The following is a 21,913-nucleotide window of genomic DNA, read 5'->3' on the forward strand; positions in this document are numbered from 1 at the left end:
TCATCCTTTCAGATGGGTACTGTCGTTCCGGTCTAGAAGCACAAAATCCTTTGTCAGCGGATGATACTCCACGGAGGTAATGCTTGCATTTCCTACAATCACATGTTCCTCCTGCGGCGCATTGCGCATCATATAAGAAAACAAATGGGCAAGTGTGGCACCATGGGAAACAATGGCTGCGTCCTCCCGCCCATTTGTAATTTTCAGTATCCTGTTCCATGCCTGTATGCAGCGGTCCGTGATGGTTTCGTACGGTTCTCCGCCAGGAGGCGTCGCTTCTGCCGGATTGACGGACCAGTATCCATATTCCTTTGGATATTCGTTCTGGATCTCATCCCACGTAAGCCCTTCCCATTTACCAAATTCCACTTCCACCAGCTGTTCCATCAAAACAACTTCCACCTGCTGTCTCTTTCCGATCTTTTCCGCCGTTTCCTTTGCACGGATGAGCGTACTGGAAAAGATTCTGGCAACCGGGCGCATATCCATTGCTTCCGCCAACTGCTCTGCCTGCCGGATACCGGTCTCATTTAACGGTATATCGTGAATTCCCTGAATCCTGCCCGCTACGTTCCAATCCGTCTGCCCATGACGTATGAGATATATCTTCATCTTATCACTCCAAGTCTCTTATCTTTCATCATCTGCGTCTTCCTCAGCATCATCTTTAATAAGCTCTATTCCTTCTACATCTGCCAGATCTTCAAGATCCATATTCTCAGCATTTAAGCTTACGGCATCCATTGCCATTTTCATGATTCCCTGTATTTCACCTACAGTCATTTTCATCTTATGTGCCAGTTCCTCCACAGTCGCTTCCCGCCCCAGTTCCTCTGCAAGTCCCTGAGCGATCTGCTGGAGTACATTCACTCTGGCAGCCAGTTCTTCCCCGGTCTGTTCCGCAGATTCTTCCTCTTTTACTGCGGCAAAGAGAGCTTCCTTAATCCTGTCTCCTGCGAAACCGTCAAACTCTGCTTTATCCTCCATACCGCTATACTGGTCAACAGCCATAATCAAAGCCATGTTCGCTTCCTGGACCAGATCCGTAAGGAGAACTCCCTTTCCTTCAAATTCCTTTGCAAAGGAAAGTGCTGTCTGAAGGTTTCCTTCTACAAGACGCTTTTTGGCTTCTTCCCTGCCTTCTTTTACCGCTTTTAAGAGCTCTCTGGTTTCCTCTTCCTCACAGGGAACTATATCTTCCATCTCTTCTAAATACATCTGATAAAAATCATCATGCATATGTTTTTTCACTCCTTTTTTATTCTTCCCCAAATACCCGTGCCCGTAACTATACCGCACCTCAGGAAATTTGTCAAATCCCTTTACAAACCCATGAAATACGTGATAGAATGTCCTTATATTTATAAGGAGGACTAATAATGGATATTAATTTTGAATTGTATAAGGTCTTTTATCACGTTGCTGCTACTCTAAGTTTCTCAGAAGCCTCCAAGCAGCTATTCATTTCCCAGTCCGCAGTCAGCCAGTCCATCAAGGTACTGGAAAAAAAGCTGAATCAGACTCTGTTTATCCGAAGCACAAAAAAAGTCCAACTTACTCCGGAAGGAGAAATCCTTTTAAAGCATATAGAGCCGGCCATCAACCTGATTCAAAAAGGAGAAAACCAGCTGCTGGAAGCCAATACCCTAAATGGCGGCCAGCTCCGGATCGGTGCCAGCGACACGATCTGCCGCTATTATCTGGTCCCCTATTTAAATAAGTTCCACAAGGAATTTCCAAACGTTCATATTAAGGTCACCAACCAGACCTCCATTGAATGTGCACACTTACTGGAGAACGGACAGGTGGATTTTATCATAACCAATTATCCCAACTCCGGCCTTTCCAGTTCTCAAAACGTACGGGTCATCAACGAATTCTCCGATGTTTTCGTAGCAAACGAAGAATATTTCCCGTTAAAGGGAGAAAGCGTAAGCCTTCAAAAGCTTCAGACCTATCCCATCCTGATGCTGGACCGGAAAAGCACTACCAGCGAATTTCTCCATCATATGTTCCAGAAGGAACAGCTGGACCTGGTTCCTGAAATCGAATTAAGCAGCAACGATCTTTTGATTGACTTAGCCCGCATTGGCTTAGGCATTGCATTCGTCCCGGATTTCTGTATTCCGGAAAATGACAGGGACCTGTTTCAGGTAAAGCTGACAGAAACCCTTCCTGTCCGCCAGATGATCGTTGCTTATAATGAAAGTATTCCCGTTTCTCAGGCCACAAGACAATTCATGGATATGCTTTAACAAAGCCTCAGCAGAAACCTGTCTTCCTTACATGGAATGACAGGTTGTTTTAATTTGTGACTGTATACACCATTACGGAATATGCCCATACCTCATTCTGGAACGGGAAATCATCGTCTCCTCTTTTTTCCACCACAAATCCGGCCTTCTCATAGCACCGTATGGCACCTGGATTGGATTCAAACACATTCAAGGTAATCCGCCTCATGCCAAGAATCTCCTCGGCATAGCGGACGGCCATGGTCACCATCTGGTGCCCGATCCCTTTTCCCCGCTGCCCGGGGTCCAGTACAATATATCCAAGATGGATGCTGCCCGCCTCATAATCTGCACGTGACATCTGAAAACTTCCCACCGGAGTCCCCGATTCATTCAGCGCAGTAAATCCCCAGGAGTATGGATCCTCCTCAAATTTCTCATAATATCCATTCATCTGCTCCTCTGTCAGAGGGAATGAAAAGCTGTCCCTGCACCACATGCGCATCATACGCTCACTGGTCAGCCATCGCATCACATATTTCCCATCCCCTTTTTTACAGGGGCGTATCCTCAATGTCTCCGTCATATTCCTGTTCTCCTTTCTTTTCCCGGCCAGACCAGAAGTTTTTCAACACTTCCCCCACACTATTTAACCGTACTTCATAATATCCTTCCCATTCTCTGGGAAACAGGGCCTGATAATCCGGCTTTAAAAACCGTTCATCAAGCAGGGCAATGATTCCTTCATCCTGAACCGTTCGTATAACCCTTCCGGCTGCCTGCATTACCTTATTCATGCCCGGATACTGATAGGCATAATCAAAACCTTTCTGTTCCTTTTCATCAAAATAATCCTTTAAGATATCCTGCTCCGTACAAACCATGGGAAGTCCGGTGCCGACGATGACTGCGCCAATCAGCCGCTCCGCCTTTAGATCGATGCCTTCCGAAAACACACCGCCCATAACGCAGAGCGCCACAAACGAATCTTTTCTCTCCCCGGAGAACTCCAAAAGGAACTGATCTCTCTCCTGCTCGTTCATACGGGAAGCCTGGGACAAGTAAGCGAACTCCCCCTTTTGCCCCTTTGACTCGGCAAGTAATGCTTCTACTTCTTTCAGATACTGATAAGACGGAAGAAAAACCATATAGTTCCCCTTACGGGCCGAAACGATGGCCCGCAGATAATCCACCACCTTCTGGTATTCTCTCCGGTTTCTTCTGGTGTAGCGGCTGCTCACATCCGCCGCTACCATAAGAAGCCTTTTTCCCTGGTCAAACGGAGACCTGGCATAAACAGCATATTCATCAGGGTCCCCGCTTAACAATTCCTTATAATAGGAAACCGGAAGAAGTGTGGCTGAAAAGAATACCGTACTGTTTCCCTTATTCAGACACTCCTTTAAATTCCTGGACGGATTGACGCAGAACAGCCGGAGCATAAAGCGTCCGTCGCGGAAAAGTTCCGTATAGATCCGGTAGTTTTCATCCAGACGATCATAGCTATTGATGAAATCACGGAGAGAGAAGTAGAAATCCAGAACCATGTCCCGATCCCCGAATTCCTGATGCACCTCCATAAATTTCTCCATCTCCCCAAACAATGACATGATGTGGTTCATAAAGAACCGGATATCCTCCAATACCCGAAAGCTTTCACATTCCCGTTTCATTTCCAGAAGTTCTTTGTTGCACCGGTCAAGCAGTCTGGCGATCTTATGGTCCATGGGCTTGATAATCCTTTTAATAAGAAGAAAGTCCTCTTTATAAACTGCAGCACTGTACATTTCTCTGGCTCTTGGCACCAGATTATGAGCCTCATCTACAAGAAATAAATACTCTCCGGTAACCCCTTCGGAAAAATACCGTTTCAGCCGGATATTGGGATCGAACACATAATTATAATCACAGATGATAGAATCCACCCAGTTGCTGATATCCAGACAAAACTCAAATGGGCACACGTGAAACATTTCCGCATATTGAAGCACCACTTCTCTGTTGATGGCCGCCTCCTTGTGAATAATGTCATAAACCGCATCTCCCACCCGGTCAAAGTGGCCTTTTGCATAGGGACAGGCATCCGGATTGCATTCCGGCCCATCCAAAAAGCAGAGTTTTTCCTTGGCAGTTATGGTCACAGTATTTAAATAAAGCCCCTGCTCTCTCAAAATCGAAAAGGATTCTTCCGCAACACTTCTTGTTATGGTCTTTGCCGTCAGATAAAACAGCTTGTCTCCCAGCCCTTCGCCCATAGCTCTTACTGCCGGATAGATGGTGGAAAGGGTTTTTCCAACACCGGTGGGCGCCTGGATAAACAGATTCTTTTTTCTCGAAATGCTGCGGTACACCGACACTACCAGTTCCTTCTGACCGGCCCGGTAGGGATAGGGGAATGACAGTTCCCGGATAGATTCGTCTCTCCGTACTCCGTGAATGTATAAATACCTGGCCCATTTCACATATTCATGAATCAGCCCCTGAAACCATTCCTCCATCTCCTCAAAGGTCTTTTCCACCTGAAACCGGCGGATCTCCTCAGTTTCCAGGTTACAGTACGTCATCTGTATGACAGCCCCGGAAAGTCCATGATCAAAGCAGTAAAAATATCCATAACACATTGCCTGGGCCAAATGGACGGGAACAGGTTCCTCCAGATACGATAAATCCATATACATTCCCTTGATTTCATCAACCGTCACCCCATATGGCCGGTCGATGATGCCATCTGCCCGCCCCTCGATAAGGATCTGAAACTGATCTTCTGATACCATATGTTTTAAAGATACCTCCGGGCGGTAATCTGCTCCCATACGGCGCTGGATCTTTTTGTGTACACGGCTTCCTTCCTGCATGGCCGTCTTTTCCGCTGCGGAAGTCCTCCGGTTATCGATATCGCCGGTTCGCAGTACAAACTCAACCAGATTTCTTACTGATATCTTTATGATTTTCTTTTCCGGGTCTCCCATTCCGACTATTCCTCCTTCTGCAATTTCTTGCAATGGCCATGCAACGAAAAAAGGAAACTGTACGCCATACGGCTTACAATTCCCTCTCTTTCGTTCCCTTTGTTTATGCTGCAGAATTGTTCTCCGGAGCATATCCTTTAAGGAATGCTTCAAAACCTGCATCTTCTCCATGAAGCTCCACAGTCAGTACATGTGTCAGATCCAGACTTAAAACTCCTAAAATAGACTTTGCGTCAATGGTTACTCTATTGTAATATACGTCTATGTCGAAATCACATTTTGCGGCAGCAGCAACAAATTTTTTTGCCTCAGCAACAGTCGGCAGCATAATCTTAAACTGTTTCATAATCAAAACTCCTTTATTATAAAGAAAAAGTTATGAAATACTTATATCATGATTGACACGTTTTGTCAAATTATGCTGTCCATCCGGTAATGGCTGTTTTTTTGTGCATATGTTTCAGTTTCAGGAGATGCCAAGCCAAATTACCTATACATCTTTTTGCTGAGATTCGTTATATGTGGGGAATCATTATTAATGATGTTTTTTATCTGGTCCAATCTTATTTATTTACCTTAATTTTTCATAAAAAAACCCTAAATTTTACCCTCAGGCGCCATCATCGCATGCAGCAATCACGGGTTCCTGACAGTCCTTGTTTTTCATAATTTTACCACAATTAGACACTCTTTAACAGTAGAATATATATTTTATTTTTTTCAAAAAACAGTTGCAATTTAAAAACTTCTATGCTATACTTTCTAGGTGCTCGGGCAAGGGCACATAAGTTTTGCCAAAGGGGAATAGTTCAATGGTAGAGCAACGGTCTCCAAAACCGTAAATGGGGGTTCGAGCCCCTCTTCCCCTGTTCATGATAAGCTGCAAAGATCCTTTTATTTTCAGGATTTTGCAGCTTTTTTATTGTCATCAAAAGATCTTTAATCCCTGCCCTCTTTCCGTTTTATTTTATTATCCCGAATATTATTTTAAAAAAACAAAATACTATATATTATCTTACAAAATGGATTGAGGTGCTACTATGTCGAAAAAAAGTCTGGTTCCGGAAGCTCAGGCAGCTCTTGATCAGTTAAAGAAGGAAATTGCAAATGAATCCGGTATGCCTGTAAAAAATAATAATTACAGTGAAATGACTTCAAACCAATACGGTTACATGGTTAAACAAATGATTGAAGAACAGAAAAAACAAATGATTGATAAATATTCTTAGACTATTTATCAACCATTCCCTAACACGATGACAGCAAATAATGAATTTGAATGAGGTATCCTATGGATAAATATACGAGCGGCGCAGAATTGCCTGTAGGCTTTGGTCTTGCTTTGGAACAATACAATGCCATGGACTATTTTTTCTCTCTGCCAACCGAAACAAAACAGCGGATCATTGACCACGTTCATACCATAAAGTCCAAAAACGAAATGCTTGCATATGTAGAATCTGCGGTCGCACCAGGCATGAAGAATTAAGGCTTTTAGATGGTCGAAACATTGCCGCAGAGCCTGATGTCCACGGGAGACACTCTGTACTGTGATGGTGTAAATCCTGTGAGCCGTTTGAATTCTTTGGAAAAATAAAACTGATTCTGATACCCTGCAATTTCTGCAATTTCCGAAATGCTCTGCTCAGAATAACGCAATTGTCTCGCCGCCTTTTCTATGCGAAGGCAAATCATATATTTTTTTGGAGATGTATTTAAAACATAAGAAAAAGCATGATAGAGGTGCTTCCTGCTTATGCCAAGAACCATTGCAACCTCTTCCACCAGCAGATTCTTTGTTAAATTTCTTTCCATATAGTCAATTGCCTTCATCGTATAAAACTCGGCGTTCTCTTTACTGTCCATAGTGGTCTTTGTAGGATTTTCTTCAAGCAGACAGGCAAATATATCATAAAGCATAGAAGCCATCCGGCAATACCTGTTGGGAAGCTTATGGGACGCCAAGTAAAGGGAATTAACTTTCTCCCCGATTCTTCCCTTTTTGTCCTGGAACAAAGGACGGCCCTGAGTAATGTTTGCCCTTCCCAGATAATTGTCTATCAGATATCCGATGAACGTTACCCAGGTGATATTTAGATTCTCCTCCTGCGGATTTTCAATTATCAGTTCCATGCCAGGAAAAAGAAAGAACCCATGCCCTTTTGAAAGCTGGCTTTCAACGGCAGTTCTTCTTGCCATTCCTTTTCCTTCATTTATAAAAACCATGGTGTATGTATCGATATTTTTAAACTTCAGCTGTCCACCGGAAAGGATGTCACTGTTCCCTGTCTCCAGTATATTAAGGGTAAGGTTTAAATGTGACCTGTCGCTGATATGCACGATTTTATTTTTACAGAACTTCTCACGAATCATTTGATTTCCTTATGAATTAAATTGCAGCATCCCAAGCCGTTTTTTATTTTTTAGCTGCATTTCAAGAAATTCAATCAGCGAAAAAAGTTCTCCAGGCTCAGAAACTACATAATCCGGGGTTTCCTCTGTTGATTTTGGATGCATATTATAACGGGGACTTTGGCTCATCAGCACGGAAATGATTCCCAGACGGTTGGCTCCCACAATATCCTTTTTTATATTATTTCCAATCATTACAATTCGTCCGAAATCCCTTTCGGTCAGAGACAGACGACTCATTGCATCATCAAAAATTAACTTTGAAGGTTTTTCCACACCTACGATTTCAGAAATAGCACGTACGGCAAAACAATGACTCAGCCCATGCTGTCTGTATATATTATCAAAGGATTCTTTTTTCCCATCAGCCACCAGAGCAATGGTATATCCTGCTTCAAACAATTTTAATACCGTTTCTTTTGCACCGTCAAACAGCTGACAGTGCTGTACCGTACCATTTTCATCCCGAACTTCTGTTGATTCATCTACCAGTGTATCGCCGCTGTCTATAAAAACAATCAATTCTTTCATATTATCCTGTTTTTCTCCAATTATGTATTTTAAATCTGTTATTTTGAAGGCGCTATTCCCTGCAGGGAAAGTTCCTCTGCCCTGTGGCATGCCACAAAATGTCCCGACTCTCTTTCCGTAAGCTCTACCTCTTCTGTTCTGCATTTATCCATGCAATATCTGCATCTTGTATGGAAAAAACACCCCCGGGGTGGATTGGCAGGATTTGGAATTTCTCCTTCCAGGGCAATCCTGTCCCCTTTCGTTTCCGGGTCCGCATGGGGAACTGCGGATAAAAGGGCCTCGGTGTACGGATGAAGAGGTTTTTCATACAACATGCCTGCCGGAGCAAACTCCACCATTTTCCCTAGATACATCACTCCCACCTTGTCCGAAATATACTCAATGACAGATAAATCATGTCCAATGAACAGATAAGTGAGCTTAAATTCTGACTGTAAATCTTTCAAAAGATTCAAAACCTGAGCCTGCACAGACACATCAAGAGCTGATACCGGCTCATCACAGACGATCAGGCGCGGGTACAGCACCAGTGCCCTGGCAATTCCGATCCTCTGTCTCTGGCCGCCGGAAAAAGCATGGGGATAGCGGGAAAGATAGCTTGGATTTAAGCCTACCCGCTTTGCCATATCTGCCACTCTGCTTCTTAATTCCTCTTTGGAAAGCTTTACATTTGCTTTCAGAGGCTCAGAGATAATATCAAAAACTGTCATGCGGGGATCAAGAGAAGAAAACGGATCCTGAAAGATCATTTGTATCTCACTGCGGATCTTCTTCATCTTTTTCTTATCAATCTTCTGTATATCGTACTCATTCCCATCTGCTGCCCTATAAAGGACAGAACCGGAGCTTGCATTTACTGCGCGTACAATACACCTGCCAAGAGTGGTTTTTCCACAGCCGGATTCTCCCACAATACCGATGGTTTCTCCTTCCCGGACTTCAAATCCCACATGATTGAGCGCCCGGACCTGAACCGACTTTGATTCATATATTTTACTAAGACCATCTAACTTTAATATCGTATCAGACATATCGTTCCTTTCATAATCAACCGGACCAGGAATACTTTATTCCATTTCCCAACAGGCTGCATAGTGCCCCTTTGTTTTTTCCATTAACGGAGGCTCTCCTCCAAGGCGGCATTTCTCACTTCTTTTCAGGCACCGTTCATAAAATCCGCACCGGTTTTCAAGATTCATGGCAAGGGGAACCGTCCCTTCAATAGAGAAAAGGCGGCTGCTTTTGCTTCCGATCTTATGAACCGAGGCTAAAAGTCCTTCCGTATAAGGATGCAGGGGATTGCCAAATAATTCCTTCACAGATGCAACCTCTGCAATTTTCCCAAGATACATAACAGCTACCCGGTCACATATTTTTGCAACCGCACCAAGATCATGGGTGATAAACAAGATGGACATTCCTGTATCTGCCTGAATCTGTTTCATAAGTTCCAAAATCTGAGCCTGTATGGTAACGTCAAGGGCTGTCGTTGGTTCATCAGCAATTAAAAGCCTGGGGGAACAGACCAGTGCCATGGCAATAAGGGCCCTTTGAAGCATTCCTCCGGAAAATTCATGAGGATATTGCCTGTAGCGCTTCTCTGCATTTGGGATTCCTACCTTTTTCATGGCTTCCAATGCTATTTCCCTTGCCAGATTCTTATCTTTTGTTATATGAAGGCGCACAACTTCAGAAATCTGTCCGCCAATGGAAAACAGCGGGGAAAATGCGCTCATGGGCTCCTGAAAGATCATGGAGATATGTTTTCCCCGAATCTTCCGGATCGCTTCTCCTCCCGGTTTCATCGTTAAAAGGTTCTGGATTTTATCTTCGTTGTGAAAGTTCACTTCTCCGCTGCTTATGCATTTTTTACCGTTGATTCCTAAAACCGCCTTGCATGTAAGGCTTTTTCCGCATCCCGATTCCCCAACCAGACCCAATGTCTCATTTTTATTTACCGAGAAATTAATTCCCCTTACCGGATTTAAGATACCTTCCCTAAGCCGTATTTTAATATCTAAATCCCTGACCGATACGATCGGATTTTCATTGTCCATCATGCACCTCCCTACTTATATGGATCTGACGCATCCCGCAGTCCGTCACCCAGAAAATTAAATGCAAGAACTGCCATAATTACAAAAATTACAGGAATCAGCTTCCACGGGCAATTGGCAATATTGCTGATACTCTGGCATTCCTGGAGCAAAACCCCCCAGCTTGTGGCAGGAGCACGCATTCCAAGTCCCAGAAAGCTCATAGAGGTCTCCCCAAGGATCATTCCCGGTATGCTGAGTGTCAGACTGACAATTAAGTAGCTCATAAAACCAGGAACCAGATGCTTTAAAATAATCGTTCCATCTCCCACTCCCCCGACTTTTGCCGCAATGACATAATCTTCATTTTTCAGAGCCAGAAATTTACTCCGTACAATTCGTGCCAGCCCCGGCCAGCTTAACGCCGACATGATTATGGTTATAAAAACAAATACTCTGGTAACTGATATTCCAGGCGGAATGGCGGCAGAAAGAGCCATCCAGAGCGGCAGCGTCGGAAAGGAAGAGATGACCTCAATCAGTCTTTGAATCACAGTATCGGCCAGACCTCCGTAAAAACCGGAGATTCCTCCGATTACGATAGCAAGGACAAAAGAAATAATGGCACCCAGAAGCGGTACCGTCATGGATACCTTGCTGCCGATCAAAATCCTGGAGAACAGATCCCGCCCCAGCTGGTCAGCTCCAAACACCATAAGAACCGGCGCTTCCATTCCTTCCTTTCCCTCCGGCTCTTCGATGCCAAAAAGATGAATATCACTTTCAATCAGGCCAAACAACTTATAGGGAGTGCCTTTGACAAAAAATGCAACCGGGTATATGGTTTCTTTATTTTCTTTAAAAATCTTATTCTGAAATTTATCGTACGTAAGGTCCATGGAGTAAATAAAAGGGCCTTTAAATGCTCCGTTATGGAACATATGTATTTTGGTCGGCGGCGCATTGGAATAAACCGCAGAATAATCCTCCAGCCCCTGAGGTGCTATAAAATCGGCGAAAAGGGCTGTTGCGTAAAAGACAAACAAAATAAAAGCGCTGATCATGGCCAGCTTATGTTTTTTTAGCTTTCTCCACATAAGTCCCCATTGGGAGGCCGTATAATACCGCTCCTGCCTGATCCGTTCCTTTTCCTCACGGGTAAGCCTGCTATTAAAAATCATGCCTTTTTCTCCTCTAAAAATTTTATTCTGGGATCAAGAACCGTTAAAAGCAGATCAGATATAAGGGTACCAAGCACTACCATAGCTGCCGATATAAGCAGGATTCCTCCGGACAGATATACATCCTGGGACTGAAGTGCCTTTAAAAGAACCGGCCCCTGGGTAGGCAGCATTAAAACAATGGCAGTTATGGTAGTCCCGTTGAATATGTCTGCTATCATCCCTCCCAGCCCGCTGACAATAGGATTTAATACCGCTCTCATTTCATATTTGTAGGTAAGAGTGCTTTCACTGACGCCTTTCGCACGGGTACAGAGGACGTATGGTTTTTCCTGTTCATCCAATAACTGGCTTCTGATCCTTCTGATAAGCCCGCAGGTGCCGGATGTACTGATTACAATAACCGGTATAATAAGTCTTGTTAAAAATTCAACAAAGCTGTCCCAAGAGGTAATTCCCCCTTCCGGAAACAATCCCATTAAAGGAGTCCCCGTCCATTTGTAGGAAATATACATCAGCACAATGGCAAACAAAAAGTTAGGAACCCCCATGCCCACAAAGCCGATCAAGGTAATCACATAGTCGAACAATGAATACTGGTGTTTCGCCGAGTAAATCGCAATAGGAATGGAAATCGCGTAGGTTATCACCATGGTAATCAGGGACAGCATAATTGTAGCACCAAATGTTTCCCCGATCTTTACGAGTACGCTTTGTTTAAAATAAAGAGAAGTTCCCCAGTCACCGGTAAGAATCCCTCCCAGCCAGTCAAAATACTGAACCAGGAACGGCCGGTTTAAGCCGTACATTTCTTTTAAGTTGGCAATATCCGCTGCTGTAACCGTTTCTCCCTGGGCGATCATATTGGTCACCATATGATCAACGAAATCTCCGGGTGGAAGCTGAATGACAAAAAACACCACAAAGGAGATCATAAACAGTGTCAGCGCCGCAAGAACCAGTCTTTTTCCAATATATTTTGATAATTCCATAGACCTCCAATCACAATACCATGCATGGCAGTGAGTGATGCGGTACATATTATGCATCATTCACCACCACATAGAGGTACTGTTTTTAATTCTTATTTTACAAGATAGAACTGTTCCGGCCTTGCAAGATTTGTTGTTCTGAACTCATCCGAGTACATGATATCTGCAGGGAAATTTTTCAGGTTCTTATTTACTATCCAGTTTACAGGCATGGGTTTCAAAAAACCAATGACCCAAAGATTCTTTTTGTGAAGGTCATAAATTTTCTGTACATTTTCTGAAATAACAGTCTCTCTGTCTGCACCGGCTGCATTTTTAATGGCCTCATAGGCATTGATCAGTTCCAGCATATCCCCTGACGGAGCCATTCCTCCGTTTGCTTCTGATTTTCCGTCCTCATACCATTTTCCATATGCACCATACCAGCAGGCATAATTTCTCATAGGAACAATGTCATCGGGCCGGATCGCAGGAGTAACGGTGCTCACTTTCTTTAACTGTGCCTCAACGTCATTGACCAGAATGGATTTGGCAATATCCGCATCTACCTTGCTGGAAATTTTAATTCCTATTTTTTTATAAGCAGATGTCAGCAGAGATAAAAAATCCCCTTCTTTTGACATGTCGGATATGGATACAATGATTTCAAGATCTTTTTTAGTTCCCTTCATCTTACGGTAAGTCCCCTCCGTCCCGTTCCAGGGTTCCGTAATTCCGTCAAGGAGCTGATTGGCCTTAGACACATCAAACTCCGTCCAACGGTTTGCCCATGTTTCATCGTATCCATTGGAACCATAGGGAACCGAAGACTGTGCCGGCTGGCTCTGCCCGTTCATCAGTGTTGCATTTAATAAGTTTCTGTCAACGCTTATGGATAGTGCTTCCCGGAAAGCCGGATCCTGAAAAAGCTTTCTTTTATCCTCATCCTTAACCGTCTGATTCAGCTGAATTGCGTGTTCACTGCTCCAATCAGCGGATATCCACTGTTTTACATCATGGGTCTGCTGGGTTGATGTGCTGATGGTAGAAAAATCTTCCCCGGAAGCAATGACTGCGTCAAACTCACCTGCCGCTGCTTTTAAAGCTACCTGATCTTTTTCATTGATGATTTGAATCTTAATGCTGTCTAAATAGGGAAGCTGTCTTCCCTCACTGTCTGTTTTAAAGAAATAAGGATTTCTTATCAGTTCATAGGTTTCGCCTACCTTGTCCCAGTTATCTTTAACGGCAATGAAGCTTCTAAGCTGGGGAACAATGGCATAATCCCAGTTGTAATACCCGATATCCTTACCGAGGGTGCTGTAAGAATCCCACTGCTTGCCGAAATCCCTGTTTGCATTTGCGATTGCCTGCTCCTCTGTAATAAGAGGGAAGGAGGAATCATCTGCCACATTATCTTTACGGGCAACGTAATTTTTATAAAAATGCTTTGGCAATGCCATCCATTTATTATCTACCGCTACGTCAGCCGGAAAGGAAGGCTTTGGTGCCTTAAATTCCACGGTGAATTTATAATCATCCACCTTTTTAAATTCCGCCCAGTACCGGATTCCATCTACCGTTGCCTGATAACAATTATAAGGCTTTGAGGTATAGGCCGGATAATAGGCCGGATCATCAACGGCGACTGCAGAGCGGTCCGGGTTTAAAGCTGGAGTGGACATGTGGTCATAGTAGAAAATAACATCATCTGCCGTAAAAGGCTCTCCGTCCGACCATTTCATGCCCTTACGCATCTCAATGGTCCAAACCGTCGCATCTTCATTGGAATAGAAATTCTTACAGATATTCGGTTCCACTTCTCCGCTTCCATCCTGTTTGAAACGGAACATGCTCTGCTCCGTCAGAGGCCCCCAGGTCCATCTTGCACTGTCATTGGTGGTAAGTGTGATACTTCCGCCATACTGTCCCAGAGAAACCACATCCGGTTCCACCATAATATCGCCCTGATCCGGAAGACGTTCTTCCAGCTTCGGAAGTTCTCCGGCATCGGTCTTTGCTTTCAGCATAGGGGCTTCTTTTTCCGAAACATCAGCAGCCTGCTGCTGGGATGATGTTTCGGCCGCTGCAGATGATTCTCCATTCTGGCTGACCGCAGAGCTTCCCTGCCTGCTGCATCCGGAAGCTGCCGCGATGATTAATGACAACGCCAGCGCTGAAGTGAACGCCTTTTTCATTGGAAACATTTTTCTTTTCATAGATTCCTCCAATTCTTTCTTCTGTTTTCTGCTGTACAATCAGGCGATAACGGCATATATACTTTTCGGTTTTTAAAATCACCTGCCCCCATCCCAATAAAATTATCTTATGTTAAATCTTTGAAAAATTCAGGTAATTTTTGTGTAAAATACACTAATATTATGTATAATTATCTTTTAAAAATAGTAATATCGCCCAAACCGTAATTGAATATTAGCATATCCGGGTATCAATGTAAATGTATAATCATGACAAAAATATATACTTTTGGGAATTTAATGACTGGAATTATGACGCAAAAAAGGAGCGGGATTTTTAAAATCCCACTCCAGATATCTACAAGCACCATTATTCAATCACAATCTCATACTTTCCTGCATACCACTTTTTGCGTAATTCCTCTGATTCAACCAAAAGGCCATTTACCTGTACCTTCTTACGGATAAGTTCAGACGGAATGTCCACCTCCGCACAGCAATCAAAAGGCACTGTAAGAAAAAACAAGATTCCGCCATCCTTCCACTCCCAGCCACAGTCATAATCTCCCGCTGCCGACCGGTATACGGCACGGACAAAGGAAAGCCTTTTGTCTGGCCTTGGAGCGAACCGCATCCGTTTTCCTCCTGCTCCCTCTTCCACATGCTGCAGTCCGCAGACGCAGCAGTATATCCACTCGGCAATGACGCCGTAGGCATAATGGTTTAAGCTGTTCATACCGGTACTGCTGATGGTGCCGTCAGAAAGAAGGGAATTCCAGCGTTCCCAAATGGTAGTGGCTCCTAAATTGACCTCATAAAGCCAGCCCGGATAATCCTCATGGAAAAGAAGGTCATAAGCCTCATTTAAGTGTCCGGTTTCCGTCAAGGCCTGACATAAGTATGCCGTTCCCACAAAGCCGGTTGACAGATGATTCTTATTCTCTCTCAGCAGAAGGCATAATTCTTCTCCTGACACCTCCATTTCAGACTCATGAAATATGCGGAACCAGATTCCAATCACATATGCCGTCTGGGTTCTTATGGTCAGCTTCCCTTTTTCCGACATGTATCTGTTCCGTATTGCCTCCCGCACTTCTCCTGCAATACGCTGATAATAATCCGCCTCGCTGTTCTTTCCCAGGACGCCTGCCGCCTTTGCCGTCAATTCTGCGGAATGCATGTAAAAGGCAGAAGCCACAAAATATTTATCCGTACCTCCCTCCCGGCTGTCTCCTTCGCTGTCCAGAGAAAGCCAGTCCCCAAAATGAAAACCGCAGGTCCACAGACGGGTTTTGCCGCAGAATTCCTCATCCATGCGGATGATGAAATCCGTCCACTGCTTCATATTGTCATACTGTTCCAAAAGCCAGCGTATATTGCCAAAATGAAGATACAGATTCCAGGGAATAATGGTGGCGGCATCTCCCCACACACTGGCTCCCGCTTCTCCCCATACGTCCTCTGTCACGTCAAATTCCGGTTCCCCGTTCATCTGGCGGGCAAGAGTCAGTATATCGGGCACCACATAGGGAACAGCACCCCCTTTTTCCCTTTGTTCAAGCCCCATATCCTTCATATACTTTCTGAAAAATGACGGAGTCTGCATATGATAAGATGCCGCACGGCTGAAAATCTGCGCATCCCCGGTCCATCCCAGACGTTCATCTCTTTGGGGGCAATCGGTGGGAATATCCAGAAAGTTCCCCTTCTGACTCCATTTCGTGTTGGAAATCAATTGGTTCACCTTTTCATTGGAGGTCTCGATAAATCCGGTTTCCTCAATATCCGAATACAGCGCCCACGCTTGAAAATCCTCCACATTCGACTGGTTCACTTCCATTCCGGTGATCTTAACGTAACGGAAGCCATAGAAGGTGAAATGAGGCCTTGCAAACTGCTTTTTCCCATTGGCGATCCAGGTATATTCTGCCTGTGCCGTTCTTAAGTTCTCCCGGTAAAACCTGCCTTCCTGCAGCACCTCCCCATATTGGAGGGTGATCCGCCTCCCCACCGGCCCCTCTGCCTGGAATGCCACCCAGCCGGTGATCTCCTGTCCAAAATCAAGGACCGTTTCCCCGATGGAAGTGGTAATGATTTCCTTTACAGGCAGTACCTCTTTCTTTCTTACCGCAACTCCGGTCATAGGGCTCAGAACACCCCCTGGAGGTTTGGCTAAAACCGCATAGAGCTTCTGACGCTCAATGACCGTTTTAAGTCCTGATTCCATGCGGGAATCATACACCTCTCCGTCATAGATTCCGGAACTGGCAACCGGAGATTTAAGCGCCAGCCATGAGTCATCTGTTGCGATCACCGTTTGCCCTCCGTCACAGCCTGTCACATATAAATTTGCCAGGAGCTTAAAACGGTCACCGTAATACTCTCTCAGCTGTCCCTTATTCGTATAACCAAAACGTCCCTTGTACCAGCCATTCCCCAGGTATACATCGATCTGGTTGTTTCCCGGCTTTAGATAAGGCTGTACGTCATAGGTCTGATATTGAATCCAATACCGGTAATCCGTAAAATAAGGCGTTAAATATTCATCCCCTACCTTTTCCCCGTTTAAAAAAACCTCATAGACTCCTAACCCACACAGATAAAGACGGGCGGTTATCAGGCCGTCATATTCCTTTTCCTCCAGAAAAAATGTCTTTTGAAAAACCGGATGAAGTTCTTTTACAAAGGGAGCCTCAATCCAGCTTCCATCCCATTCCTTTCGGGGATGGCCGCCTTCAAAAACTGCTGTCTCGCTGACTGCCTCTCCCCCTGCATCATCCCTTACCGTCACCTTCCAATAATAGGGCGTGGCAGGCTCCAGAACCACCTGCGGCGTACAGGCACAGGAATTTAATTCCGCTTCGCCGCTGTCATATACAAGCTCCCCAAACTCCCGGTCCCTGCCAATTACCAGCCTGGCCCATATCTGAAACTTTCCTTCTGCCTCCTCCACTTTCCAGGAAAACGTGATGCCGGAAAGCTCGATTCCCAGAGGATTCTCCTGATAGTTCGTCTTTAACCCATATATCCTCATCGGACGTCTCCTTACTCCTTATATTTTAAAGATACACCACCGCTCTGCCCCGGTGTCTTAGATACAGCCGGGCCTGTCACTCTGCCCGTACCACCAGTACCCAGTCATTATCCTGCGTAAACCGGGCCACAGGCTTTACCTCTGCCTGCTCCTTTCCGGTAAAGTCAGCAAAATAACTGTAGACACCGCTGACCGGATCAAACCACCATGCCTGGACCTTTTTTCCTTCAAAGCCTTTTAAATCCACCGCAAAAGCCTCTCCCAGATAATCGTAGGCCAACAGATATCCCGGCCCTGCAAACACTGCGATCCTCCCGTACCTTTCTTTCTGACCAGATAACAACCGTTCCATTGCCGGGCGCCCTTTCTGGTAATCCACAGACTCCATCAAACGCCTTAGATGCCCCATATGTTCCGATCCTACGTGGTGCATGGATTCCTTCCAAACCTGCCTCACTCCATAAGCACCAGGTTTGGCCCCATCCTTATAAAACTGCTGAATGGCATTATCTCCGTACGTATGGCCCATCGCTCCCTCAAACACGGACCAGTAGGCATAACGCCGCACATCCCATTCCCTCCAATAGGGCTGGTCTGATACGTGAAGTCCCTGAAGAATCCATTCATAAGAAGGCTCTCCGTCTACCGTAGGCTTCATGAGACTGTAACCATGGTCACGGTCCACGTATTTCCAATTATCTTCCCCAAAAAAGTCTTCTTTTACAGCGTTATCATCCCAGGCTCCCAGAGAAGCCTGATCGTAGCGCCTGTGGCCGGACTGGAACATATTGAAATCCAGCCATTGCTCCTCATGAAACCAGAGGGAGGAAGACGTGCGCCCAAAGGGATGGAAACCGATGAGTTTATCCGGTGTAAGGCTCTTAAATAACTTTCCTTCCATCCGGTGTACCTCTTCCCCATCGCTGCCACGGACATCTCCCCCCAGAATCCATATGACATTCGGGCTGTTCCTGTAACGGTCTGCTACAAATACAGCATACTCCTCGATGTTATCCTTATTTAACACGCCGCCCTTTATCATGGCTCCCCAAGACGGAAGCAGCCCCATATAAAGGCCCAGTTCTTCCGCCATTTTTATCACCTTGTCGCAATGCTCCCAGAAGCCTGGCGCCATCACATCCACTTCTGCCTCTGCCAGGCTGTTGGCTGCAGCGCCTGGCATGGCGTGCATAAGGACCGCCTGAATTACGGTAAACCCCTTGTCCCTGCGGTTTCTCAAATATATATACGCCTCTTTTAGGCTGCACTGCTGAAACAGGAGCCAGGCCGTATCTGCCAGCCAGAAAAAGGGCTGCTCCCCATTGCAAAGATACCTCTGATTATCGCTGACCCTCAATAAACCTTTATCCCATGGCTTCATATCTTGTCACACCCATCCCTTTCCGGTTATTTTAATTATCAATATGGAAATGGCTGAATTCCTTCATATTCCACTTCCCATTGCCCATTCTTTGGAAAACCAGGCAGTTCTTCACTTCCCGGATATCCGGCTGTCATCAGGGCTGCCGCCAACAGCAGCGAACCATTTCCCGGCAGATATAACGGCAGATCTTCCCGCCCCTCCTGGAAGTTATTACCGCTTGTCACATAACGGTTTTTCCAGGTGTCCATAAGAAGCAGATCAATGGCATACTCCGGGTTCTTAAGCCGGACGGCTGTCATAGCCATAACGGCAAAATCCCACCCCCACAGGGAAGCATAATCCCAGCACTCCACCGCTTTTTTCAAAGAGTTTTCCATGATCTTTTCATCAATTCTTCCACTGTCAATCAGTCCATAAGCGCAGAGCATGGAAGGATGATCCGCTGCAAATGACTCATACGTGTCCGGGCAGTTATCGTGTGCAAGATAACAGCCATCCTTTACGGCCATAGGCGCCATACGCTCCTTTACTTCCTTCCACCTGGCCGGGATCTCCCTTTCACAGCGGTGTGCCCATTCAGCCGCAATTCCTAAAGCAAAGTGCCAGTATTCCACCTCAAACGCAGGATTCCTTGTCACCATGGGCTCATGGATTTCCTGAACCGGAATCACCGGACCCAAAAGCTCATACACGCCCCGCTCCTCATTATATACTGCAAAATCAGCCATAAATTCCGCCGTTTCCTCCACCAGAGGATAATACCGTTCCAAAAAATCCCGTCCGCCCCTGTTTTGGTATGCAAGTTCCAGCATATACAGGATATGGGGCTGCTGCCAGATCAGCAGTGTGGCGATGGGGGAGGGGCAGTCCACCCCTTCACCGGCCACCATCTTTGGCCACCGGGCCCCCCGGTAGCCATTGCGGGCCGCATTTTCCCGTGCCTGAGGCAGATGCTTAAGATACCAGGAAAGACTCCGCTCCAGCATCTCCGTATGGTTCCAAAGCGGCAGATATGCCTCGTGCCAGAGATACATCTCCAGGTGCGCCTTTCCGTACCAGCTGTTGCATGTCAGCCCCGTTTCCTGAGGCGGCATATCTCCGGCAGACTGAATGGCCAGCAGATACTGGGAACGAACAATTCTCCGTTCCAGCATAAGAGCCCGTTTGTCTCTGCTCTTATGCAGATCTATGACACCTCCCTTTTCCCAGAACCGTTTCCAATGAGTACGGCTTCTTTCAAAGATTTCCTCTGCCTCTGTTTCTTTTCCATATCCGTCCTTTAAGAAGCTGACAGTGAATGCCATCTGACCATTTCCAGTTGAAGCAATACAGAAGCAGTGGGCTCCCAGACGTTCCATTTCACAGTGATCCAAAGTAACTCTCACATAATAAGTATCCCGGTCCAGAATTCGTTTCAGCACCACAGAATGAGAACCTTTTTCCATAATCTCCGTGATGTGAGCGCTCTCACAATTCCAATCACTGGCTGATATCCCAGGACTTCCATAGGGAAAACAGATATTCACTGCCAAACCAGCTTCCAGTGCCTCAGACTTTACCCGAAAGGCCACGGTGTCTTCAGCTCCGTCAGATGCCGTGAGCACATGACAGCTCTCTCCATTCAAAAGAAACCGGCTGTCTATTATTCCTTCATATAGTTTAAGCTCCTGGTAAATATCTGTGATCCTGTCCTTTTTAACCGCCTTGCCCTTAAAAACAAGACCAATCCTGGCCAGATTTAATTTGTGGGGGTTTTGGCGAACCCAATCATAAACGCTTTCATTTCCCCTTTTCTTTTCCACTGCATACCTTACTGTACGGCCATGATGGGGGTATTCGGTCATTTCAACATCCTTAAGGTCATAGCCATACAACTCCGGACTCACCGGCTTCGTGTGCCAGCCCCACTGCGCCATGGTACAAAGCGGCAGAGTCTTTTCATATTCCTCATAAAATGTCTGCATTCCCGTAATATCTGCGGTATAGGCAAAATTCCCATTCCCAACAGACAGAGGCGAACATTCCTTTATCTCTGTCAATATGGGATTATGTCTGGCAACCAGTTCATAGCGATTGATCTCAGCCATCTTTCCCTCCCTGTCGTGCTCTAGCCATCAGCCCTTTAAACCGGTGGAACTCACACCATCCACCAACTGCCTGTTAAAAATCAGAAAAATCAAAAATACCGGTATTAAGGACAAGGTGGACATAGCGAACAAAGCGCCATAATCCGACTGCCCGGAAGCATCTGCAAAGTTCTTTAATGCCACGGATGCGGTCCAGGTCCCAGGCTTGCTCAAATAAATTAACGGGCCCATAAAATCATCCCATTTCCAGTAAAACTGAATGATCAGCGTTGTCACAATCGACGGTTTTAAAAGGGGGAGCACGATCTTTAAATAGATCATATACTTATTGCAGCCATCTACAAAAGCAGCTTCATCAAGCTCTCTTGGAATTCCCTGACAGAACTGCATCATCTGATAGATGAAAAATGCCTGCCCGCAGAAATGGGGAAGGATCAGAGGAATATACGTCCCTACTACACCAAGGAAATTGTAGATCATGTACTGGGGGATCATAATGACCTGTCCCGGCAGCATAAGAGTTCCCAGCATGCACCAGAACAAAATCTTTCTTCCTTTGAACTTGACTCTTGCCAGAGCATAGGCCACCATAGAAGATGAGATCACAGTGCCAAAGGTGGAAGCTGCCGCCACTATCAGAGAGTTGCCAAAAAAGGTTCCGAACGTCACTCCGCTGTAGCCCTTCCAGCCATTTTTCCAGTTTTCCATATGCCAGCCCATAGTTGGCAATAAGGAAGCTGAATGGTTCAGAATATCGTTGTTGTTTTTAAAAGCTCCCACCATCATCCAGAAAACCGGATAGATCATAATAAGGCCAAAGCCACCAATTAATACGTGGTACAGAATTTTTTCAAGTTGTTTTCTCCCATGCAT

19 protein-coding genes and 1 tRNA gene are annotated in these 21,913 nt (G+C 45.4%); 4 read left to right on the plus strand and 16 right to left on the minus strand.

Annotated features, from left to right (window positions below):
- Together ACLTWA_RS04880 and ACLTWA_RS04885 are read right to left on the minus strand one after the other, a co-directional pair.
- The gene (locus ACLTWA_RS04880) at positions 1-612 is read right to left on the minus strand and encodes a histidine phosphatase family protein (RefSeq protein ID WP_412326443.1); all 612 of its coding nucleotides are present in this window, start codon (positions 610-612) and stop codon (positions 1-3) included.
- A gap of 18 nt (positions 613-630) precedes the next feature.
- Positions 631-1,239 (minus strand): sigma-70 domain-containing protein, encoded by a 609-nt coding sequence (locus tag ACLTWA_RS04885; protein WP_412326444.1) that lies wholly within the window; start codon positions 1,237-1,239, stop codon positions 631-633.
- A 140-nt stretch (positions 1,240-1,379) separates the two neighbouring features.
- Between ACLTWA_RS04885 and ACLTWA_RS04890 the strand changes: the two genes are divergently transcribed.
- A complete protein-coding gene (locus ACLTWA_RS04890; RefSeq protein WP_412326445.1) occupies positions 1,380-2,255 on the plus strand; it encodes a LysR family transcriptional regulator in 876 nt (291 codons plus the stop codon).
- Between the two features lie 49 nt (positions 2,256-2,304).
- Here the strand turns inward: ACLTWA_RS04890 and ACLTWA_RS04895 are convergent, their stop codons facing one another.
- The 3 genes from ACLTWA_RS04895 to ACLTWA_RS04905 all read right to left on the minus strand — a co-directional run bounded on the left by ACLTWA_RS04895 (position 2,305) and on the right by ACLTWA_RS04905 (position 5,549).
- Positions 2,305-2,820, minus strand: coding sequence for a GNAT family N-acetyltransferase (locus tag ACLTWA_RS04895; protein ID WP_412326446.1), 516 nt, complete (start codon positions 2,818-2,820; stop codon positions 2,305-2,307).
- A complete protein-coding gene (locus ACLTWA_RS04900) occupies positions 2,789-5,203 on the minus strand; it encodes an ATP-dependent DNA helicase (RefSeq protein ID WP_412326447.1) in 2,415 nt (804 codons plus the stop codon). The genes ACLTWA_RS04895 and ACLTWA_RS04900 overlap by 32 nt, the downstream gene beginning before the upstream one ends.
- Before the next feature lie 103 nt (positions 5,204-5,306).
- The gene (locus tag ACLTWA_RS04905) at positions 5,307-5,549 is read right to left on the minus strand and encodes an HPr family phosphocarrier protein (protein WP_412326448.1); all 243 of its coding nucleotides are present in this window, start codon (positions 5,547-5,549) and stop codon (positions 5,307-5,309) included.
- Positions 5,550-6,001: 452 nt separating this feature from the next.
- Between ACLTWA_RS04905 and ACLTWA_RS04910 the strand changes: the two genes are divergently transcribed.
- The 3 genes from ACLTWA_RS04910 to ACLTWA_RS04920 all read left to right on the plus strand — a co-directional run bounded on the left by ACLTWA_RS04910 (position 6,002) and on the right by ACLTWA_RS04920 (position 6,692).
- A tRNA-Trp gene (locus ACLTWA_RS04910) sits at positions 6,002-6,072 on the plus strand.
- Positions 6,073-6,243: 171 nt separating this feature from the next.
- Complete coding sequence (locus tag ACLTWA_RS04915) at positions 6,244-6,432, plus strand: small, acid-soluble spore protein, alpha/beta type (RefSeq protein WP_412326449.1); 189 nt, start codon at positions 6,244-6,246, stop codon at positions 6,430-6,432.
- 62 nt (positions 6,433-6,494) lie between these two features.
- Complete coding sequence (locus tag ACLTWA_RS04920) at positions 6,495-6,692, plus strand: hypothetical protein (RefSeq protein WP_412326450.1); 198 nt, start codon at positions 6,495-6,497, stop codon at positions 6,690-6,692.
- Positions 6,693-6,697: 5 nt separating this feature from the next.
- Here ACLTWA_RS04920 and ACLTWA_RS04925 read toward each other — a convergent pair whose 3' ends face one another.
- From ACLTWA_RS04925 to ACLTWA_RS04975, 11 genes are all read right to left on the minus strand, one after another.
- Positions 6,698-7,576: a helix-turn-helix domain-containing protein gene (locus tag ACLTWA_RS04925; RefSeq protein WP_412326452.1), complete on the minus strand. Its 879-nt coding sequence runs from the start codon at positions 7,574-7,576 to the stop codon at positions 6,698-6,700.
- Between the two features lie 9 nt (positions 7,577-7,585).
- Positions 7,586-8,146, minus strand: coding sequence for an HAD family hydrolase (locus ACLTWA_RS04930; RefSeq protein WP_412326453.1), 561 nt, complete (start codon positions 8,144-8,146; stop codon positions 7,586-7,588).
- Between the two features lie 38 nt (positions 8,147-8,184).
- Positions 8,185-9,180: an ABC transporter ATP-binding protein gene (locus ACLTWA_RS04935; RefSeq protein ID WP_412326454.1), complete on the minus strand. Its 996-nt coding sequence runs from the start codon at positions 9,178-9,180 to the stop codon at positions 8,185-8,187.
- 36 nt (positions 9,181-9,216) lie between these two features.
- Positions 9,217-10,209 (minus strand): ABC transporter ATP-binding protein, encoded by a 993-nt coding sequence (locus ACLTWA_RS04940; RefSeq protein WP_412326455.1) that lies wholly within the window; start codon positions 10,207-10,209, stop codon positions 9,217-9,219.
- Between the two features lie 8 nt (positions 10,210-10,217).
- The gene (locus ACLTWA_RS04945; RefSeq protein WP_412326457.1) at positions 10,218-11,366 is read right to left on the minus strand and encodes an ABC transporter permease; all 1,149 of its coding nucleotides are present in this window, start codon (positions 11,364-11,366) and stop codon (positions 10,218-10,220) included.
- Positions 11,363-12,358 (minus strand): ABC transporter permease, encoded by a 996-nt coding sequence (locus ACLTWA_RS04950; protein ID WP_412326458.1) that lies wholly within the window; start codon positions 12,356-12,358, stop codon positions 11,363-11,365. Before ACLTWA_RS04950 ends, ACLTWA_RS04945 begins: the two co-directional genes overlap by 4 nt.
- Before the next feature lie 92 nt (positions 12,359-12,450).
- Positions 12,451-14,556, minus strand: a complete 2,106-nt coding sequence (locus ACLTWA_RS04955; RefSeq protein ID WP_412326459.1) for an ABC transporter substrate-binding protein — start codon at positions 14,554-14,556, stop codon at positions 12,451-12,453.
- 349 nt (positions 14,557-14,905) lie between these two features.
- Entirely contained in the window at positions 14,906-17,569 is a 2,664-nt protein-coding gene (locus tag ACLTWA_RS04960; protein ID WP_412326460.1) for a family 78 glycoside hydrolase catalytic domain, read from the minus strand.
- Positions 17,570-17,645: 76 nt separating this feature from the next.
- Positions 17,646-18,950: a DUF4038 domain-containing protein gene (locus ACLTWA_RS04965; RefSeq protein WP_412326461.1), complete on the minus strand. Its 1,305-nt coding sequence runs from the start codon at positions 18,948-18,950 to the stop codon at positions 17,646-17,648.
- A gap of 38 nt (positions 18,951-18,988) precedes the next feature.
- Positions 18,989-21,040 carry a hypothetical protein gene (locus tag ACLTWA_RS04970; protein WP_412326462.1) on the minus strand — a complete coding sequence of 684 codons (2,052 nt, stop codon included), beginning with the start codon at positions 21,038-21,040 and terminating at the stop codon, positions 18,989-18,991.
- A 27-nt stretch (positions 21,041-21,067) separates the two neighbouring features.
- Positions 21,068-21,913 carry a carbohydrate ABC transporter permease gene (locus tag ACLTWA_RS04975; protein WP_412327181.1) on the minus strand — a complete coding sequence of 282 codons (846 nt, stop codon included), beginning with the start codon at positions 21,911-21,913 and terminating at the stop codon, positions 21,068-21,070.

Origin of the sequence: Lacrimispora sp., from assembly GCF_046972725.1 — a bacterium.
In the GTDB taxonomy this organism is placed as follows: Bacteria; Bacillota; Clostridia; order Lachnospirales; family Lachnospiraceae; genus Lacrimispora.

Coding starts and splice junctions, on each gene's coding strand:
- ACLTWA_RS04880 (WP_412326443.1), bottom strand. CDS start 612: ATGAAGATATATCTCATACGTCATGGGCAGACGGATTGGAACGTAGCG.
- ACLTWA_RS04885 (WP_412326444.1), bottom strand. CDS start 1,239: ATGCATGATGATTTTTATCAGATGTATTTAGAAGAGATGGAAGATATA.
- ACLTWA_RS04890 (WP_412326445.1), top strand. CDS start 1,380: ATGGATATTAATTTTGAATTGTATAAGGTCTTTTATCACGTTGCTGCT.
- ACLTWA_RS04895 (WP_412326446.1), bottom strand. CDS start 2,820: ATGACGGAGACATTGAGGATACGCCCCTGTAAAAAAGGGGATGGGAAA.
- ACLTWA_RS04900 (WP_412326447.1), bottom strand. CDS start 5,203: ATGGGAGACCCGGAAAAGAAAATCATAAAGATATCAGTAAGAAATCTG.
- ACLTWA_RS04905 (WP_412326448.1), bottom strand. CDS start 5,549: ATGAAACAGTTTAAGATTATGCTGCCGACTGTTGCTGAGGCAAAAAAA.
- ACLTWA_RS04915 (WP_412326449.1), top strand. CDS start 6,244: ATGTCGAAAAAAAGTCTGGTTCCGGAAGCTCAGGCAGCTCTTGATCAG.
- ACLTWA_RS04920 (WP_412326450.1), top strand. CDS start 6,495: ATGGATAAATATACGAGCGGCGCAGAATTGCCTGTAGGCTTTGGTCTT.
- ACLTWA_RS04925 (WP_412326452.1), bottom strand. CDS start 7,576: ATGATTCGTGAGAAGTTCTGTAAAAATAAAATCGTGCATATCAGCGAC.
- ACLTWA_RS04930 (WP_412326453.1), bottom strand. CDS start 8,146: ATGAAAGAATTGATTGTTTTTATAGACAGCGGCGATACACTGGTAGAT.
- ACLTWA_RS04935 (WP_412326454.1), bottom strand. CDS start 9,180: ATGTCTGATACGATATTAAAGTTAGATGGTCTTAGTAAAATATATGAA.
- ACLTWA_RS04940 (WP_412326455.1), bottom strand. CDS start 10,209: ATGATGGACAATGAAAATCCGATCGTATCGGTCAGGGATTTAGATATT.
- ACLTWA_RS04945 (WP_412326457.1), bottom strand. CDS start 11,366: ATGATTTTTAATAGCAGGCTTACCCGTGAGGAAAAGGAACGGATCAGG.
- ACLTWA_RS04950 (WP_412326458.1), bottom strand. CDS start 12,358: ATGGAATTATCAAAATATATTGGAAAAAGACTGGTTCTTGCGGCGCTG.
- ACLTWA_RS04955 (WP_412326459.1), bottom strand. CDS start 14,556: ATGAAAAGAAAAATGTTTCCAATGAAAAAGGCGTTCACTTCAGCGCTG.
- ACLTWA_RS04960 (WP_412326460.1), bottom strand. CDS start 17,569: ATGAGGATATATGGGTTAAAGACGAACTATCAGGAGAATCCTCTGGGA.
- ACLTWA_RS04965 (WP_412326461.1), bottom strand. CDS start 18,950: ATGAAGCCATGGGATAAAGGTTTATTGAGGGTCAGCGATAATCAGAGG.
- ACLTWA_RS04970 (WP_412326462.1), bottom strand. CDS start 21,040: ATGGCTGAGATCAATCGCTATGAACTGGTTGCCAGACATAATCCCATA.
- ACLTWA_RS04975 (WP_412327181.1), bottom strand. CDS start 21,913: ATGCATGGGAGAAAACAACTTGAAAAAATTCTGTACCACGTATTAATT.